We start from the raw sequence: 16,302 nt of genomic DNA, 5'->3' as shown, positions 1-16,302 counted from the left end.
ACTTTTATGAAAATCTTCAAACTGTTCTAAAAGATAGTGGGTAGAATGCAGCCTGAAAATAAAAACTATTCCCCAGCCTTCACTGTATCATAATTATTAAATCCTTTATAAATTCTTGTTTCCTTAAGCTTTCCTTTGTTATAAATTTCCACTTTTTCTATATCTGAAGATTTTTTATTAAAATATTTTATTTCGGTCAACTGTCCGTCATTGTTAAAAAATTCGGTTTTGAGGTTTCTTCCGTCTTCCTGAACATGCTTTGTTCCTAGTTTTCCGTTCTTTTTATAAGAATAAGTCTTTTGATTATAAAAATTACCTTCCTTGTAAGTAATTCCCTCATAGGTATACTGAGCAGTATATTTTCCTTCTTCTATCAGTTGCTGGCTTCCATTATAAACAAAATAATAAGCTCCATCTTTTGGGTTTATTAATGTATACTTTTCCATGAACTTTGGATAACTGTCAGGATGCTTTACCATTACCTCTTCCTTTCTGAAAACAGTAGAATCATTCTGTGATACCCATAATGTATCTGTATCATCTGGACCGCTTTTGTGATGGACTTTTGAAATGATAACGTTTTTTTCGCGGCCATCATTTTTTCCTTTGGTACAATTGCAGGCCATGATAATACCGGCGGGTAACCATAGCAATGATAATATTTTCAGCATTTGAATATATGTTTTTATTTTGTTGTTAAGGTATCGTCTCTACTCCTGATAATTTGAAGTTTCCTTTTTCTTCTTTTAACCAGAAAACAAATTGAGCACCTTCATGTCCATCTCCAAATTCATTTGGACGGTAAGTGGTATACAATACGATATAATTTCTGTCTTTAAATCCCGGATCAGATCCGTCATAGGAAAACTTTGTTTCATTACGCTTCAGTCTTTCCAGTAATTCTTTATTAAAAATAGTACTGACATGCTTTTTGTAAAAGGTATCCTTTCCTACAAAAGCATTTTTCTCAGGAGCACTTTCAAAGCAGAGGTAGCAGTATACTTTTGAAGTGGTTAACTGATTCAAGGCCGCATAATCTTTCTCCGTAATCAAGTGGATTATTTTTTGAGTAAACGCTTCAGCCTTAGTTTCTAATTGTTGAGTCTCCTCTTTTTTTTGCCCGCAGCATACCAGCTGTAACCCGATTAGAAAGAACAATGAAAGGTATTTTGTCAAATTCATTTTAATATTTTTTGGTGATTTTATTATCTTTTTTAGATCTGGTGATTCTCTATAATTTGCGATATTAAAACAATGAATATCATTGTCTGCTTTCTCAAAATTATGATTTACGGCATCTTCATTACTGCGAAAAATAAGTGCGTAAGCATAATTCTTACTTTCTCTTTCCAGTTTTTCTTTTCTTTTCAGCCCCACCAGATCAAACTCATAAATTCCTTTAGGCAGATCAAAACCTCTTGCCGGAAAATAAGATTCAATATGTCCATCTGCTCCTGTTGGAACCTTATCTTCCTTATCCGTTATATTCTGCTTGATATTTTCCAGACGGTATTCCAGATAATCAAAACTGGCAAAGCAAATTCTCTCGATCTCTCCCACTTCAAGAAAAAAGTTATTGTACCGGAAGACCTCATCATATTCCTGTGGCCATTCAACATTTTTTTCATTTACAGAAGTAAAAATAGTATATTCGAAAACACTGATCTGATAAAACGGAAGAAACTTTCCATCTTTAATGGAGTTCAAAAAAAGATCCTTATGCCTGTCAAAATAAGACAACAATTTCTTCCCTCTGCACTTCTTTTCCCTAAGATATTGTGTAAACAGATCTGTAGAGATAATAGCCATTCCATAGCCATCTGCAGAAAACTCACCTATATTTTCCATATTTCAATCCTATTTATATATACTCAGATAGTTAAATATTTCATCTCCAATTTTTTAACATGGAAACCACCAACTGATTGAATAGATCCTGTTGTCTTTAAAATACATATTAATATGGCCGTCAGAAACGCCCTCTTTATCTTCCCTTAATGTGATCACCGGAAGTTCTCCTTCACCGAAACGCTCCAAATGGCTTATGTTTCGTACCGAATTAGGAAATATCTTTTTAATATCCTCCAGCGTAGTCTTTGCATCTATTCTAATCCCTTTGTACAGAATAAAGTTCCCATTGAAAAACCTGAATTCATTAACTCCTACTTTTTGCTTGCTGCTTTCAAAACAAGATCCGTTTTTATAGAGATATTTATCCTCGGCGCTTCCTTCTTCAAAAATATAGGAACAAGGCTGCTCATCAGCCATTAGTCTGGTACTGTCTGCCTTACCGAAAACTTTTTCAAAGTCCTTAAGCTCAAAAATTCTTTTCAGTTTACCATTGAAGCGTATATCTTCCGCCAGCATAACATCGTCCTGCCCATCGTTTACTTCTTCTGATGTCTGTGTTATGTTTTGTACTGCGGAATCTGTTCTCGTTTTATTTTCAGTTAGTTCAGTTTTAGATGCCATCCCCTGCTTTTCCTCTTTTTTCGTATTACAGGCCTGAAATAGAATGATCATGAATACTATAGAAAAATACTTCATATTTTAAATTTGTTTACATGGTATAAAAACTCTGATCAAAAAACAAAGAAAAGGATTCGCCTTCTGCTATCAGAATCGGTTTTATCAACACGAAATTACAAAAAAGGCTTACTAAAGCATTTTTAACCCCATTATTAATCTTTTTTAACTTTTACAATAAAAACAAGGAGGTATATTTCAAAGACTCATTATTTCAGATATTTATATTAACTTTTGGTATTATTTTGTAATTTTAAAACCAATCGTAATAAAAGATTAATAACCCACTCATCAGAACATATTATGTCCAATATTGATCACGCTATACTCATTGGCTCTTCAAAAGAAAAAGTATACCATGCCATCGCCAGCCAATCTGGTTTATCAGCATGGTGGACTCCTCATACCAAAACCAGTGCTGAAGTAGGCAGCATTGCCAGATTCTCTTTTGGTCCGGATTATTTTAAAGAGATGAAAATCGTAAAGCTTACTCCTTTTGAGGAAATTCAGTGGCATTGTATTGCAGGTGCCCATGAGTGGATTGGAACTGATATTTCATTTCATCTTTCATCCGGAGATAAGGAAACGCTTCGTAAAATGCATCCGGAAATGGAAGGCCAGATTGAGCAATTGGTATACGACAGCGGTACATTATTGATATTTCGTCACAAAGGCTGGGATATCTACTCACCGATGTTCGCTGAATGCAATTACACCTGGGGCCAGTTTCTGAGAAGTCTTAAATTACTTTGTGAAACAGGGAAAGGAAAGCCCTGGCCACATCAGCATCGCATTTAATTCTTTGAGGATAGAATCTGGAAGCTGAAAGAGTGAGTTGGATATACTTTTTGCTTTAATAATTACTCAGGTATAGAGTAATTACGGAACCATATCAATTCCTGTTATTTTAAATTTCCCTTCTTTTTTTGCCAGAGTAATCATTCCCTGAGCTCCTTCCCAAGTTTTTGAAGGCGGAATCATAGTATATAAAAAGGAAATTCCTTGTATTTTAACTTCTTTATTAAAATAGGGATGAAAAAACTGTAGATTAAATTTCTGATGCTTTTTAACTTCAGCTTTTAGTTCTTTTTCAAAAAGACTTTGTAATATTTTTTTTGATATGAATCCCTGCTGACCTTCACTGTGACAAGGTTACTGTTTTTAGATCCTAAATAATCAATACAGGGTCTGCAATAGAAGGGAAATTCACAAAGTGTTTTTATTTTTCCTTTATCATTTCTGGTAACAGCATCGGTAAAATCTGTCCAGAACTTTTGTAACAGAATCTTATCCTGGGCAGAGATTTCGTCATCAGACTTTTTCTGACCACAGATAGATACTGAAAATAAAAAAAACAATATTAAAACCAGAAGATTTTTCATAGCAGATTCTTTTACTTCAGATTATTATTTTCCTTATAAAATTGATTGTCTGTTTCTCTCAGAAAATCAAGATAACTGAAATTAGCCGCCTTATTTTTCCGGTATTCCAGATAATCATTATAATATTGGAACACTCCTCCCAACCTGGAAGTTAACAACGGGGTTTCTTTGGCACTGATCGCTTCCAGATAGCCAACTTTCTTGCCTTTTTCATTTAACATTGACAGAACCAGATATGTGATACCGTTCTGTTTACCATTAAAGACCCTCGCTCTATCCACACTATCTTTGCCATTATCAAAAACCAGTTTGAACTTTTCTTTTTATTCAGCAGATAGTCTAATATTTTCTGAAAATTAGCCGGATTTTCGAGATTAAGTTTAAATCCCTCACAATTATTTCCCTGATTTTTCCCGTAAAAAGAAAGCATTCCCGGAGTAAAATATTCTGAGTCCGGAGCATCTTCGATATTAATTCCTCCAAAATTAATGGGAAGCTTACCATTATTCACAACATCCGCTTTGTAGATAGCATATTGAATAGCCTCTGTTCCTACTCCGGTTCCATACGCTTTCAATCCCAATGTTTTTAAATCGGTCTGCTTAACGGGAAGCTTCATTTTCTCTAAATCAAAACCCTGACTTTGACATGATTGAAAAAAAAATGAAAAGCTTAGGATGAAAAAGAGAAATTTCAGTTGATGTATCATATTAAAATTTTATATTGGTAATCAACAGACAATATACAAAATTTAGAATCTTACTAATCCAGATCCGGTTTTTGAAATGCTTTTTGAAAATTAAAGGCATATTCTGAGGATCCATTCTTTTGCAGATATTCTAGCCTTTCCAATGCTTCTTCTATACTTGGATATTGATCATCTTTAATCCACCAAAGTACATACGATGCTTTTCCGTATTTTTGAAACCATTCTTTTCTTCTTCGTAAAAAATCAACGTGAAACGTTTTGTAAGTAAAATATTCCAATGATTCTTTATCTTTCCATACTGAAAGGTTGATGATGACCTGTTCATCGTTAAATGGATTAAAACCTGCAGCGTTATTATTTTCATCCTTTAACCGCCATACAAAACCATTACTCTCTTCTGCCAGTTGATTCACTGAATCAAAGTGTTCAACAAATTCTTTCATGACCGGATCTTCAATAGTAACGCCAATCATCCTGGCTACATTAATTTGTGCTAATTGATACATTTTATTATTTCCTGTTTTATGTCTATTATTGTGTAAAAATAGTTCCTCCAGTATTAGTAGAAAATAACTATCAATTTAGATACTATAAAAAAGATGGAAAAAAAATGTGAAACTTCTTATATTAATGTCAACCAAAAATCCTACCCTTGTGCCGTAAGTTTTGTAATGGATCTCATTGGCGGCAGATGGAAAGGAGTCATTCTATGTCATTTAAAAAATGGAGACAAACGGTTTGGTGAACTTAAAAAAGAGCTGTCTTTTATCACTGAAACAACATTAAGCCTTCAGTTGCGACAATTGGAAAGAGACCAGCTTATTACCAGAACTGTTTTCGGGACAAAACCTCCGGTTAAAACAGTGTATAGCTTATCAGAATTGGGCACTTCATTCATTCCCTTGTTAGATAACATTAATGAATGGGGTAAAAATATTCTGGAAAGGAAAATACCCTCTTAAAAGCCTAAAGAACTCAAATTTTTAAGAAGATATTTTGCTTAATAAACTTTGCTTCCTTTGATCGTCAAAGCATGTTTAGTTTTTATAGAAGGACAGCATCTTCCGTCTTCTTCAGTATATTCCAGTTTTTCTACAATGATTTTTCCATTTTTGATGGTATCAAAAGCAAACAGATAATCCGGTTCATATCCGGCAATTACTTTCACGGTATGCCCATCATTTCTGTACAATGATAATCCCTGTCCTATCAAAGCATTTCCTCCGTCCGGTGCAATATTCCAGTAAATGGCTACATCTTCAATTCCATCACCGGTAAAATCTCCAACATGAGGATCCTGAAGATCTATAACTCCATCATCATAAGTCTTAAGGATATTAGGTAAATAAGCTTCAAATTGTTTTACAGCCAATTTCACGGCTTCTTCTTTGGAAATGCTTCTTTTGGGAGCTTCCGATTCTTTTGAGTTTGATTCCTGGTCTTTGGATAAAGACTTCCCTTCTCTCAGTTCATCTTTTTGCAGCCCTTTACGGTCAGAATTGTTGCAGCCTGTCAACACTGCAAGCATCCCTAGAACACCGATGATCTTTCTCATATACATTGTATTTCTGATAATAAAAATTGAAGTGATAAATATACAGTAATATGATACAATCGGGGCTATTGGATTTTTATTATTGGATTAAAAAACAAAATTAATGTATGAAAATCAATTTTCATTTTAACCAAATTCGTTAATCCAGCCACTTTATCAAAAATGGAAAAACCAATCGCTTATTATCATAAGAGATTGGCTGATTGCCATTATCTGCATTTCTTGTACAAAATTAATTTTAATTACTTCATTAAAACTTCAGGATTGGCAATATGAGTTGGATTGCCATTGATAAAGTTGATAACATTTTCAAAGGCTTTCCCAAAATACAGCTCGTAACTTTCTTTAGCCACGTACCCTAAATGTGGGGTACAAATCACATTATTCATATTCAGCAGACTAAAATCCGGATTGTAGATAGGTTCATCTTCATAGACATCAATTCCCGCTAAAATATTTTTACCGCTTTTCAGTGTATTCAGCAGTGCATATTCTTCAATAAGCTCTGCCCTTGCTGTATTTATTAATACTGAATTTTCTTTCATTTTCATTAAATCCTCTTCTTTTACAATGTGTAAGGTATTTTCATTCAGTCTTAGATGTAAACTGATAATATCTGCTGTCCTAAAGAATTCATCTTTATTGTCTGCTTTTTCAAAACCATCCTCTACAGCTTTGTTTCTGGAAGCTTCACTTCCCCAAACCAGAACTTTTGCACCAAATACTTTTGCATATTGAGCAATTCTCTGTCCTATTTTACCATATCCCCATATTCCTATTATTTTTCCATTAATGGTATTCCCAATATTGGTCTGCCAGTGTCCATTTTTCATACCTTCAATAGCTTGAGGAATTTGTCTTACGGTATTCATTATCAGTCCCCAGGCTAATTCTGCAGGAGCTATCGGAGATCCCACTCCTTCTGCAACAAGAATATTGTGTTCAGTACAGTCCTCCAGGTTCAGATGATTAGATATTTTTCCTGTCTGGCTTATCAGCTTCAGGCTGGGCAGGTATTGAAGCAGCTCATTAGAGATTTCAGTTCTTTCACGAGTCAATACGATAACTTCTGAGTTTCCAATTAATGATGCCAATTTCACAGGATCTTTTTCACTTTCATGCAGAATATTTACATTTTGAGGTTTCAATATTTGAAAACATTCTAGGTTTTCAATGATATTTTGATAATCATCCAATATTGTTATTTTCATATTTTTATTTTTAATATCAGGTTTACAATTGTAGATAATTCCTTACTTCAAATATTGTTCTATAGACTTTTCAAGAATCTCTTTACCATTTATTGTCAGATTTTGATAGCTATAGAAACCATAAACAGAGTCAAAATTCAATTCTGAAAGGCGTTTTTTAATCCTTATTATTTCAGATCTCTCTAAAGGAATTCTATTAGGATAACTATACATAATAGCAAAAAAATTCATACTTGGTGAAAGATACATCGTATCACCACAAAGCATCACTCCATGCTCTGAAAAATGAGAAAGCATCAATATGCTGCTTCCTCTGAAATGGCCGCCAATGTTTTCAATTGTTATAGCATCCCAGAGTTCAAATGATTTACCGGACCAAAGATGTATGCATTTCCCATGATCAACAATATACTCTTTATCAAGCTCATGGAGATAAATAGGACAATTAAATTGTCTTGCCCAATCATTCATATTACTGTAGTAGTGAGGATGAGAAATAGCTATTGCATTTATTCCTCCTTTTTCATTGATAAAGTTGATTACATGCTGGTCTAATAAAGGAATACAATCCCAAAGAATATTCCCATTTTCTGAAAGAACCAATAAGGCTCTTTGTCCTATAGCAAATCTTGGAGTAACTGTAATTTCATAAAGATCTTCTCTTATTTTCAGAATCCTGGTTTTATGTGTTTCTGATAATTTTTCATGCGTCGTCCAGGACTGTCCTCCTGTTGGTATATATTGTCTTTCATCTGCACATATACTGCATACCGGCAAATTATAGTTTTCCGGAAACTGTGTTCCACAGGCTGTACATACATTTTTCATTGTATTCATTTATCATAAAGTGTTAGTTTCAGAAGTCATATTCATCGAACCATATACTGTTCAATATCTTATGAATTTCATATTCCAAAATTATACAAAACACCTTTTTGCTGAAATGGATAAAATGTCGAAAGAAATGGATATTTAGGAAGCTAAGAATGAAGTTTTCTGAACTCTGTTGGACTCATCTGATTATTTACCATAAAAAATCTTGTAAAATATGAAGAATCATCAAAACCCAGCTGAAAAGCAATTTCTTTAATCGAAAAATCTGTGTAAGTCAACATTCTTTTAGCTTCTAATAAAAGCCTGTCTTTAATGAGCTGATGAGCTGTTTTATGGCTGTTTCTTTTACATAACTCGTTCAAAGTTCTTGTTGAAAATTTAAGCTGCTCACTATAAAAGGTAAGGTTGTGCTGATTTCTAAAATGATTTTCCACCAACTCCTGAAACACCTGAAACCGAATAGAATTGGAAGTATAAAGATTATCGATCGGGAAACTTTCTTTTTTGATTTGATATATCTTTAACAGTAAAGATTTTAATAAACTTAAAACCAATGTTGTCATTGGAACTCCACTTACTTTGGTTTCAGCAAAAATAATTTCAAAAAGATTTTTGATTTTTTTTGCCTCCGGTATCGATAAATTAAGAACCGGGAGAACGTCAACATCATTGAAAATAGCAAATTTCAATAAGAATTTTGATGCCGGCTCATCATTGGTGAAAAAATATTCATTGAATTTGATGACTCCGCCAGAGGATAGTGTATTTTTTTGAATTTTATGGGCATTCCTGGGATGTAACAAAAAAATACAGGGGCCTGAGTAATGGTAATCCACAAAATCAATCGTATGAATTCCACTCCCTTTTTCTACCCAAATAATTTCGTAATAAGTATGTTGATGAATATCAAGCCTGTTGCTATTTTTGAGATTTGCATCCTGATAATAACTAATGTAAAAGTTTTCTAATATGCTATTAGGAAAGCTATCTTGTTCAGAATAAATATGAATGTTATTTTTTTCAAAAATTATTGTCTGGAATGGTTAATTACTAGATACTATTCACATCAGCAAATCTATGTAAATTTTTATAAGTTAAAACTTTAGACTTAAAATTTTTTCTTTTCATAAGTTCTTTTTTTCGTAAAACAAACCCGGCGGTAAACGAAGTTTACCGCCGGGTTCACGTCTTCTTCTTTGAAAATGCTGCTTTTATTCTTTTGAGTTTAGTTCATGGTCTTTGGATTCTTATAACTTATGAAAATAATGCTATTAGTCTGATTGAACAAATAATTAATATCATTTGCTTCTTTTTTGAGGATCATTATATGAAATGGAAGATGGAGAAAAAACTGTTTACTAAATATGAGAATGGGTTTTCAGCTCCTGCAAGAAAAAAGACTTATAAAACATAAATAGAAACAAAAAATATACTTTATATTATTTTGTTAATAAAAACATATCGAAAATTAAGTATTGAAAAGCCAGCCAATGATATATACATGATAGAAAACATTTTCACTTTCCTATTTGCTAATATTGAAAGTCTTTCAATAATTCTTCATAATCAGGTATAAATCCAGGAAAAGCAGTACCTTCTATCCTATAAGTGATGACCTCATTTTTTCCTACATAAGCTTCTAAAACATCTTTTATATAATCTGATATATAGTCATTTTTTTGACCAGTTATATTTACTTTGCCTCCTGAAGCAATTGCTAAATAGATTTTTTTGTTATTAATAAGTCCCACTCTGCTGCCAGTTTGATCAAATCTATAAGTAATACCTACACGAACAAGTTGATCAATCCACGCCTTCAAATGAGCCGAAACTGAAAAATTATGAGTAGGAGTGCTGATCACAATAATGTCAGCTTTATTCACACTCTCTAACACATTATCTGAGTATTCGAATCCTTCAAAAGATGGATAAGCAGGGTTCTCCGGTGACATATAGAATCCACGAATCATTGTATTGGTAAATAATGGAGGCTGCTCTTCCACTAAATCCCATGTTTTAATCTCTATTGAAGAAACTTTATTTTTCAGGTTATTAATTATTTCTTTACCTAGATGGGTGCTGTAAGAATCATTTCCTCTGGCGCTTGATGTGATATGCAAAATCATTTTCATTTTTTGAAATTTTATATTATTACGATTAAGGTATGATGGGTAAAAAGGTCCCATAAAAATTTTATCATCAAATCATTATTGACAATCTTTTATAATGATCTCTTTCTACCTTTTTGATTATTTTTTTTTAGTTTCTGGATTGTATTTTAAGCTGGCATCAATAGTTTCACTGCTTTTCTATTCGTTATTTTTGGCCATCTGATCTACCTGAAGCCGAATATTATTCAAAAATATACCCTAATAAATATGGCTGTTGACTTACAGCATTTGGAAAGAACGATCCCATCCCCGGAAATACTATATGCGCGTCTAAAGCTATGGTTTTTAACATAACAAAAATTCTTATATAAAGTGAAGACACACATTAAGAGTGAAATGTGACGTTTTGTTAGCTACTATTCAATACAATCATGCTGCTTCTGTGAAAATAGCATGATTGTATTTTTTAATGAGTAATATATCTATTGGAAATAATAAGCAAAACTGTTCAAAACAAATAGATGTTCAGAAAAAAGCTACTTTTATTCTCTAGAATTCAGCAAGACAAGATCTCTCAATATTCCTTCTTCTTATATTCTAAATACTATTTTCTTTATTTCTAGACCATTGATTAACAGCCTTAGTCTGTAAGTTGAATTTGATCGCTATGAACCGAAGGATGGTAGCTATTACTATGGCTATTATAGCAGATGTTTGGGCATGAATCCCAAAACTTATTCCCAGAATTAAAAATATCGTAATAGCAACGATAGAGTTCACGGCATAATACTGTCCAGGTTTAAAGAAATGAGATTCTTCTTTAATTAATAAATCACGAAGCAGCCCTCCTCCAACAGCATTTATAAATCCGATAATGAATGCCGAGAAAATACTGAATTCCAATATAATAGCTTTCTGAGTACCAAAGACAGCATACATTCCTAATGAGATAGCATCAATAATATTAATAATCTGTGAGAAATGCTTACTGTATTTATACCAAAACATAGCAATACTGCCAGCTAAAAAAACCGATAACAGATATCTGTAATCCAAGAGAGGGGCAGGTGGCCCATTTTGTAATAACGTATCTCTAATTAAGCTACCTCCGGTACTGGTAACCATTGCAACAATAAAAACCCCTATAAAATCATATCCTTTTTCAATTGCTTTTACAGAACCTGAAAAAGCAAATAAAAAAACTGCTATAAGGTCAAAGAAAGTGGGAAGCAAATAATGTCCGTTCATATTTTTTGTGTTTTGGTAAAAATACACTTTTTATATGAAGGCTTATTCTTTTGGAAGATTAGGTCGTTTTAGAGACATGGAGAAAGAAATACTACAAAAAAGGTTAGAATTTAACTTTCAAATAATACACTCCCTATACTTCGCTAAAAAATATTAATTTCATTGTTTGAAAATCATATATTATTAAAAATCATTTGCATATAAATTAAACCCCAACGATTTAAAATGATAAAATATTAATAAAAGAAATATAAAATAGATGTCCAGTTTACTATAATACCTTTATTTTGAAGTACTATTTAAAAGTTTTGAATTTGTTGATTTATTGATGAATATCAAATAATCAAAAGAATTAGCAACATTTGTTTTTTTAAATTCATTTTTATCTGTCCCTGATCCCGTTTTGCGAAATTGAATATCTTTCAATATCCAATGACCAAGTTTGTTGTCATCCTTTCTGATTGCTTTTAAATCCAAAATAAAAATTGGAATATTAAGTGAATTAAGTTTATATTCTAATGTTCCCGGCCTTGCTTTTTCTGAGTTATAAGTACCTAGTTTGCCATCAATACTTGCAGAATAAGTGCCTTCATAAAAGGCAAATCCAAAATTCACAAAATCTTTATTATACATTTCATTGATCCAATACCCCATTCTATCTGATTTTAACTTGGCAATATGATAATTATGAGCCGAGACAATTACTTTAGAATTCTGATAGTTTTCTTTCATCCATTTAACATTCTCCGCCATAAATTGGTCCCTCTTGATAAAACTGAGTTCGATATATTGTCTGATAATATCTACATTCAGCAGGAAGCGCGATTTCTCTTCCGGATTTTTTATGGAGATAGATTTTTGTTTTATTAAAAACAGATACTCAGATATAGTGTTTTGACCTTTTTTAGAATAGGTTCTAAAGCCTCTATTATTTTCTTTTAAAGCTGTTTCAAGGTCATTAATCTCTTGTTCAGGCCAGTGATTTTCCTGATATATTTTTCTTATCTGATCTATCGCTCCTTTTGCATACTGCATATCAAAACCATCAAAAAATACTTTTGAATCATGATTTTCATTATGTTTTTTTAACCATTCAACAAAGTTTAAAGTTTCTTCGGTTTGCCACAGCCAGAAATACATACCTTTTAGAATATCTTTAGGGTTTCCTTTTCCTTCCTGAATATATTGATTCATTAAAAAACTTTCAGGCATATTGGCTTCAAGCGAAAAGACATTGAAATTATTATTAGCTATCAAATATTTGCTTATTCTATATTTCATTTGATACACTTCACTCGAACCGTGAGTAGATTCTCCTAATCCTACTATTTTAGAGTTTCCAATTAATTTGTTTAAGATTAGTAAATCATTATTGTCGCTTTCCTCGGGATTAAAAGTGTTTATTGGATAGATAAACTTTGAAATATATTTTTTCTCTTCAGAATTTAAATCATTTTTTGATTGTGCGTTGATTGCTATAAAAAATACAATCAAAATAAAAGATAATTTCAACTTCATTTGCTGGTTATAGTTATAGTCAACAATTATACAAAAATATTGCTTAAAATTATTAATGTAAACATTTTATAATACACTATGTTGCAGATCGTTTTTCTTTTTCAATTCTTACATCAATATTAATTGCCGGACTTCCTGCAATTATTTTCTCCCAATTGCTGTAAAAAGTTCTTTCAAAAACAGTTCTTAACAATGCAGCACTAAAACCAAAATCACCTTTAAATCCGCTCATAACCTGTACAGATACGTAAAAATCTTCTTTATCAATCCAAACAGAATAATCATTTAAATCAAAAGTAAATGTCCCGTCTATGATTTTATCTGCAGTGAGTTCTGTGGTAAGATTTTCCAAAAGAATAGACTCTCCCGGTTGTTTATTTTTATTAGAATAAATATTGAAATTGAGAACGATAGGCTTATCTGTTTTAAACTTTGCAATGTTAAGATGTATTTTCTCTATTTTCAGCCTTTTTTTTGTTTGAAAATGGGATTGCAAATTCCCTATAAGCCGTTTGACTGGAACCATTTGAGCTAAACCCATACAGCATTTTCTTTGCTTTTGATTTGACTCCGATATTCTTATTTTCAAAAGCTTTTGGAACTATTTTTAATTCAGCAATTTCATTAACTTTTTCTTTAAGAATAATAGTATGATTATTTGAATGGATAAAATCTTTGATATTTTGCTCAAAAGAATTATACCCTCCTAATTGAACAATTATTTTTTTAGATTGATCTATATTGGATAAATCAATACTGTAATTTCCATTTTCATCTGTAAGTGCTCCGATATTTTCATTTTCGACTCCGATTCTTGCGTAGGGAATCACCTGATTTTTTTCGTTAGAAATAATTTTCCCAGAAATAAGTTGAGAATTTGCAAAATTGAATAGCAATAAAGAAAAAAAGATAAATTTTATTTTCATATGTATATTTTCTTATTAAAATACTGATCAAATATACTATTTATTATCAATTTTAATTAGTCAACAAATCTTAGTCATTTGCAAACTTATCTGTTTACAAATACCAATAGAAAAATAAAATCAGAAAATATCAAAAGGTAAAAAGAAAACCCACCTTAGATAGTGATCTAAAGCGGGTTTATATATTTATTAATTATTATTAATCAATAATTATTTTACTTCTTCGAAGTCTGCATCCTGTACATCTTCAGCTCCGGCGTTATTTCCGCCAGCGTTTTGAGCACCTGCATCAGCACCTGGCTGTTGACCCGCTGCATATAATTCTTCAGAAGCGGCCATCCATGCTGCATCTAACGCTTCAGTTTTAGCTTTTACATCATCAGCATTTTTAGCTTCGAAAGCAGTTTTCAATTCTCCGTGAGCTGCTTCGATTGCTGCTTTTTTGTCAGCAGAAAGTTTTTCACCGAATTCTTTCAATTGCTTTTCAGTTTGGAAGATCAATCCGTCAGCTTTATTGAAGATTTCAACTTCTTCTTTTCTCTTAGCATCCGCTGCAGAGTTTTCCTGAGCTTCTTTTTTCATTCTTTCGATTTCTTCGTCAGAAAGACCTGAAGAAGCCTGGATTTTGATAGACTGCTCTTTACCAGTTCCTTTATCTTTAGCAGATACACTTAGGATACCGTTAGCATCAATATCGAAAGTTACTTCAATTTGAGGAACTCCTCTTGGTGCTGGTGGAATATCTGTAAGGTCGAATCTACCGATTTCTTTGTTATCGTTGAACATAGATCTTTCTCCCTGTCCTACTCTGATGCTTACCGCTGGCTGGTTGTCAGAAGCTGTAGAGAATACTTCAGATTTTTTAGTTGGGATCGTAGTGTTCGCTTCAATTAATTTAGTGAATACAGAACCCATAGTTTCAATACCTAAAGAAAGCGGGGTAACGTCAAGAAGTAATACGTCTTTTACGTCTCCTGTTAATACACCTCCTTGGATAGCAGCACCAATCGCTACAACCTCATCCGGGTTAACTCCTTTAGATGGCTTTTTACCGAAGAATTTTTCTACTTCTTCCTGGATGATTGGGATTCTTGTAGAACCTCCTACCAAGATTACTTCGTCGATATCAGAAGTTGATAAACCAGCATCTTTTAATGCTTTAGCAACCGGCTCCATAGATCTTCTTACTAGATCAGCAGATAATTGCTCAAATTTAGCTTTAGTTAAAGTCTTCACTAAGTGTTTAGGACCTGTAGCTGTAGCCGTGATATATGGTAAGTTGATCTCAGTCTGTGGAGAAGAAGATAACTCGATTTTTGCTTTTTCAGCAGCTTCTTTTAATCTTTGAAGTGCAATAGCATCTGATTTTAAATCTACCCCTTCTTCAGCTTTGAACTCATCTGCCATCCAGTTGATAATTACATCATCAAAGTCATCACCTCCTAAGTGAGTATCACCGTTTGTAGACAATACTTCGAATACACCATCACCTAAATCAAGGATAGAGATATCGAAAGTACCACCTCCAAGGTCATATACTGCGATTTTCTGATCTTTATGGTTTTTATCAAGACCGTAAGCTAACGCTGCAGCTGTAGGCTCGTTGATAATTCTTTCTACTTTAAGACCTGCAATTTCTCCAGCTTCTTTAGTAGCTTGTCTTTGAGCATCGTTGAAGTATGCAGGAACAGTAATTACCGCTCTTGTTACTTCTTGTCCAAGATAATCTTCAGCAGTTTTCTTCATTTTCTGAAGTGTCATTGCTGAAATTTCCTGTGGAGTATATTCTCTATCGTCAATTTTTACTTTTACTGTATCGTTTGGCCCAGCAACAACTTTATAAGGTACTCTTGAGATTTCCTTAGCATCTTCTTTGAAGTGTGTTCCGATAAATCTTTTGATAGAGTAAACAGTTTTAGTTGGGTTTGTTACAGCCTGTCTTTTTGCAGGATCACCTACTTTTCTTTCTCCGTCTTCTGTAAATGCTACGATAGATGGAGTAGTTCTTTTCCCTTCTGCGTTAGGAATAACAACAGGGTCTTTACCCTCCATTACAGCAACACAAGAGTTGGTTGTTCCTAAGTCAATTCCAATTATTTTACTCATAATATTTTTATTTTTTTCTAATTTTTATATTTAATTTACAATCACTATTTCACAACATTTGTACCATTCAAAGTTTTGTGACAAAATGACACAATCAAGACAAAAACCCTGAAATAATCAGGGTTTTATTTTATTGAAAGTGGAAATTTTTTCTTTTATGTTCCGAAAAAGGGATA

The 16,302-nt window shown here is 32.7% G+C and carries 19 protein-coding genes and 1 pseudogene; 2 read left to right on the top strand and 18 right to left on the bottom strand.

Features of this window, described 5'->3' with window-relative positions; translation table 11 throughout:
- Positions 1 to 65: 65 nt before the first annotated feature.
- From H5J24_RS03870 to H5J24_RS03860, 3 genes are read right to left on the bottom strand one after another with little or no spacing between them, the layout of a single operon-like run.
- Positions 66 to 671, bottom strand: a complete 606-nt coding sequence (locus H5J24_RS03870) for a hypothetical protein (RefSeq protein WP_228407661.1) — start codon at positions 669 to 671, stop codon at positions 66 to 68.
- 25 nt (positions 672 to 696) lie between these two features.
- Entirely contained in the window at positions 697 to 1,848 is a 1,152-nt protein-coding gene (locus H5J24_RS03865) for a hypothetical protein (protein ID WP_232816050.1), read from the bottom strand.
- A gap of 54 nt (positions 1,849 to 1,902) precedes the next feature.
- A complete protein-coding gene (locus H5J24_RS03860; RefSeq protein WP_068944319.1) occupies positions 1,903 to 2,547 on the bottom strand; it encodes a hypothetical protein in 645 nt (214 codons plus the stop codon).
- A 282-nt stretch (positions 2,548 to 2,829) separates the two neighbouring features.
- On the opposite strand from H5J24_RS03860, the gene H5J24_RS03855 reads away from it, so the two are divergent.
- The gene (locus H5J24_RS03855) at positions 2,830 to 3,324 is read left to right on the top strand and encodes an SRPBCC family protein (RefSeq protein WP_068944320.1); all 495 of its coding nucleotides are present in this window, start codon (positions 2,830 to 2,832) and stop codon (positions 3,322 to 3,324) included.
- Between the two features lie 281 nt (positions 3,325 to 3,605).
- Here H5J24_RS03855 and H5J24_RS03850 read toward each other — a convergent pair whose 3' ends face one another.
- From H5J24_RS03850 to H5J24_RS03835, 4 genes are all read right to left on the bottom strand, one after another.
- Positions 3,606 to 3,908, bottom strand: coding sequence for a hypothetical protein (locus tag H5J24_RS03850; protein ID WP_232816049.1), 303 nt, complete (start codon positions 3,906 to 3,908; stop codon positions 3,606 to 3,608).
- 11 nt (positions 3,909 to 3,919) lie between these two features.
- Positions 3,920 to 4,129 (bottom strand): hypothetical protein, encoded by a 210-nt coding sequence (locus tag H5J24_RS03845; RefSeq protein WP_232816048.1) that lies wholly within the window; start codon positions 4,127 to 4,129, stop codon positions 3,920 to 3,922.
- Positions 4,123 to 4,527: a hypothetical protein gene (locus H5J24_RS03840; RefSeq protein WP_232816047.1), complete on the bottom strand. Its 405-nt coding sequence runs from the start codon at positions 4,525 to 4,527 to the stop codon at positions 4,123 to 4,125. Before H5J24_RS03840 ends, H5J24_RS03845 begins: the two co-directional genes overlap by 7 nt.
- Positions 4,528 to 4,670: 143 nt before the next feature.
- Positions 4,671 to 5,123 carry a DUF3291 domain-containing protein gene (locus H5J24_RS03835; protein ID WP_068944323.1) on the bottom strand — a complete coding sequence of 151 codons (453 nt, stop codon included), beginning with the start codon at positions 5,121 to 5,123 and terminating at the stop codon, positions 4,671 to 4,673.
- A gap of 93 nt (positions 5,124 to 5,216) precedes the next feature.
- Here H5J24_RS03835 and H5J24_RS03830 point away from each other — a divergent pair, with 93 nt between their 5' ends.
- Positions 5,217 to 5,579, top strand: coding sequence for a winged helix-turn-helix transcriptional regulator (locus tag H5J24_RS03830; protein WP_068944324.1), 363 nt, complete (start codon positions 5,217 to 5,219; stop codon positions 5,577 to 5,579).
- A gap of 38 nt (positions 5,580 to 5,617) precedes the next feature.
- Here H5J24_RS03830 and H5J24_RS03825 read toward each other — a convergent pair whose 3' ends face one another.
- The 11 genes and pseudogenes from H5J24_RS03825 to dnaK all read right to left on the bottom strand — a co-directional run bounded on the left by H5J24_RS03825 (position 5,618) and on the right by dnaK (position 16,126).
- A complete protein-coding gene (locus H5J24_RS03825; RefSeq protein ID WP_068944325.1) occupies positions 5,618 to 6,172 on the bottom strand; it encodes a membrane lipoprotein lipid attachment site-containing protein in 555 nt (184 codons plus the stop codon).
- A gap of 242 nt (positions 6,173 to 6,414) precedes the next feature.
- Positions 6,415 to 7,383 carry a D-2-hydroxyacid dehydrogenase family protein gene (locus H5J24_RS03820; RefSeq protein ID WP_068944326.1) on the bottom strand — a complete coding sequence of 323 codons (969 nt, stop codon included), beginning with the start codon at positions 7,381 to 7,383 and terminating at the stop codon, positions 6,415 to 6,417.
- A gap of 42 nt (positions 7,384 to 7,425) precedes the next feature.
- Positions 7,426 to 8,211 carry an MBL fold metallo-hydrolase gene (locus tag H5J24_RS03815; protein ID WP_068945179.1) on the bottom strand — a complete coding sequence of 262 codons (786 nt, stop codon included), beginning with the start codon at positions 8,209 to 8,211 and terminating at the stop codon, positions 7,426 to 7,428.
- A gap of 152 nt (positions 8,212 to 8,363) precedes the next feature.
- Positions 8,364 to 8,906: a helix-turn-helix domain-containing protein gene (locus H5J24_RS03810; RefSeq protein ID WP_232816046.1), complete on the bottom strand. Its 543-nt coding sequence runs from the start codon at positions 8,904 to 8,906 to the stop codon at positions 8,364 to 8,366.
- A gap of 93 nt (positions 8,907 to 8,999) precedes the next feature.
- Positions 9,000 to 9,170: pseudogene (locus H5J24_RS26120) on the bottom strand (AraC family ligand binding domain-containing protein); the annotation flags it as partial.
- 579 nt (positions 9,171 to 9,749) lie between these two features.
- Complete coding sequence (locus H5J24_RS03805; protein ID WP_068945180.1) at positions 9,750 to 10,349, bottom strand: FMN-dependent NADH-azoreductase; 600 nt, start codon at positions 10,347 to 10,349, stop codon at positions 9,750 to 9,752.
- A 576-nt stretch (positions 10,350 to 10,925) separates the two neighbouring features.
- On the bottom strand, positions 10,926 to 11,576 hold the full coding sequence (locus tag H5J24_RS03800; protein ID WP_068944329.1) for a trimeric intracellular cation channel family protein: 651 nt from the start codon (positions 11,574 to 11,576) through the stop codon (positions 10,926 to 10,928).
- 282 nt (positions 11,577 to 11,858) lie between these two features.
- Positions 11,859 to 13,094, bottom strand: coding sequence for an erythromycin esterase family protein (locus H5J24_RS03795; RefSeq protein ID WP_068944330.1), 1,236 nt, complete (start codon positions 13,092 to 13,094; stop codon positions 11,859 to 11,861).
- A 76-nt stretch (positions 13,095 to 13,170) separates the two neighbouring features.
- A complete protein-coding gene (locus H5J24_RS03790; RefSeq protein WP_232816045.1) occupies positions 13,171 to 13,446 on the bottom strand; it encodes a hypothetical protein in 276 nt (91 codons plus the stop codon).
- Positions 13,447 to 13,534: 88 nt separating this feature from the next.
- Complete coding sequence (locus tag H5J24_RS03785) at positions 13,535 to 14,020, bottom strand: carboxypeptidase-like regulatory domain-containing protein (protein WP_232816044.1); 486 nt, start codon at positions 14,018 to 14,020, stop codon at positions 13,535 to 13,537.
- Between the two features lie 210 nt (positions 14,021 to 14,230).
- On the bottom strand, positions 14,231 to 16,126 hold the full coding sequence (gene dnaK / locus H5J24_RS03780) for a molecular chaperone DnaK (protein WP_068944332.1): 1,896 nt from the start codon (positions 16,124 to 16,126) through the stop codon (positions 14,231 to 14,233).
- Positions 16,127 to 16,302: the final 176 nt, after the last annotated feature.

The sequence above is a fragment of the Chryseobacterium capnotolerans genome, assembly GCF_021278965.1.
In the GTDB taxonomy this organism is placed as follows: Bacteria; Bacteroidota; Bacteroidia; order Flavobacteriales; family Weeksellaceae; genus Chryseobacterium; species Chryseobacterium capnotolerans.
This window is presented reverse-complemented; position numbering and strand designations above follow the sequence as displayed.

Excerpts from the sequence above, each read along its gene's own strand:
- H5J24_RS03820 (WP_068944326.1), bottom strand. The coding sequence starts at position 7,383 with ATGAAAATAACAATATTGGATGATTATCAAAATATCATTGAAAACCTA.
- H5J24_RS03865 (WP_232816050.1), bottom strand. The coding sequence starts at position 1,848 with ATGGAAAATATAGGTGAGTTTTCTGCAGATGGCTATGGAATGGCTATT.
- H5J24_RS03870 (WP_228407661.1), bottom strand. The coding sequence starts at position 671 with ATGCTGAAAATATTATCATTGCTATGGTTACCCGCCGGTATTATCATG.
- H5J24_RS03800 (WP_068944329.1), bottom strand. The coding sequence starts at position 11,576 with ATGAACGGACATTATTTGCTTCCCACTTTCTTTGACCTTATAGCAGTT.
- H5J24_RS03795 (WP_068944330.1), bottom strand. The coding sequence starts at position 13,094 with ATGAAGTTGAAATTATCTTTTATTTTGATTGTATTTTTTATAGCAATC.
- H5J24_RS03830 (WP_068944324.1), top strand. The coding sequence starts at position 5,217 with ATGGAAAAAAAATGTGAAACTTCTTATATTAATGTCAACCAAAAATCC.
- H5J24_RS03825 (WP_068944325.1), bottom strand. The coding sequence starts at position 6,172 with ATGAGAAAGATCATCGGTGTTCTAGGGATGCTTGCAGTGTTGACAGGC.
- H5J24_RS03785 (WP_232816044.1), bottom strand. The coding sequence starts at position 14,020 with ATGAAAATAAAATTTATCTTTTTTTCTTTATTGCTATTCAATTTTGCA.
- H5J24_RS03815 (WP_068945179.1), bottom strand. The coding sequence starts at position 8,211 with ATGAAAAATGTATGTACAGCCTGTGGAACACAGTTTCCGGAAAACTAT.
- H5J24_RS03805 (WP_068945180.1), bottom strand. The coding sequence starts at position 10,349 with ATGAAAATGATTTTGCATATCACATCAAGCGCCAGAGGAAATGATTCT.
- H5J24_RS03850 (WP_232816049.1), bottom strand. The coding sequence starts at position 3,908 with ATGAAAAATCTTCTGGTTTTAATATTGTTTTTTTTATTTTCAGTATCT.
- H5J24_RS03835 (WP_068944323.1), bottom strand. The coding sequence starts at position 5,123 with ATGTATCAATTAGCACAAATTAATGTAGCCAGGATGATTGGCGTTACT.
- H5J24_RS03855 (WP_068944320.1), top strand. The coding sequence starts at position 2,830 with ATGTCCAATATTGATCACGCTATACTCATTGGCTCTTCAAAAGAAAAA.
- H5J24_RS03840 (WP_232816047.1), bottom strand. The coding sequence starts at position 4,527 with ATGAAGCTTCCCGTTAAGCAGACCGATTTAAAAACATTGGGATTGAAA.
- H5J24_RS03860 (WP_068944319.1), bottom strand. The coding sequence starts at position 2,547 with ATGAAGTATTTTTCTATAGTATTCATGATCATTCTATTTCAGGCCTGT.
- H5J24_RS03845 (WP_232816048.1), bottom strand. The coding sequence starts at position 4,129 with ATGTTAAATGAAAAAGGCAAGAAAGTTGGCTATCTGGAAGCGATCAGT.
- dnaK (WP_068944332.1), bottom strand. The coding sequence starts at position 16,126 with ATGAGTAAAATAATTGGAATTGACTTAGGAACAACCAACTCTTGTGTT.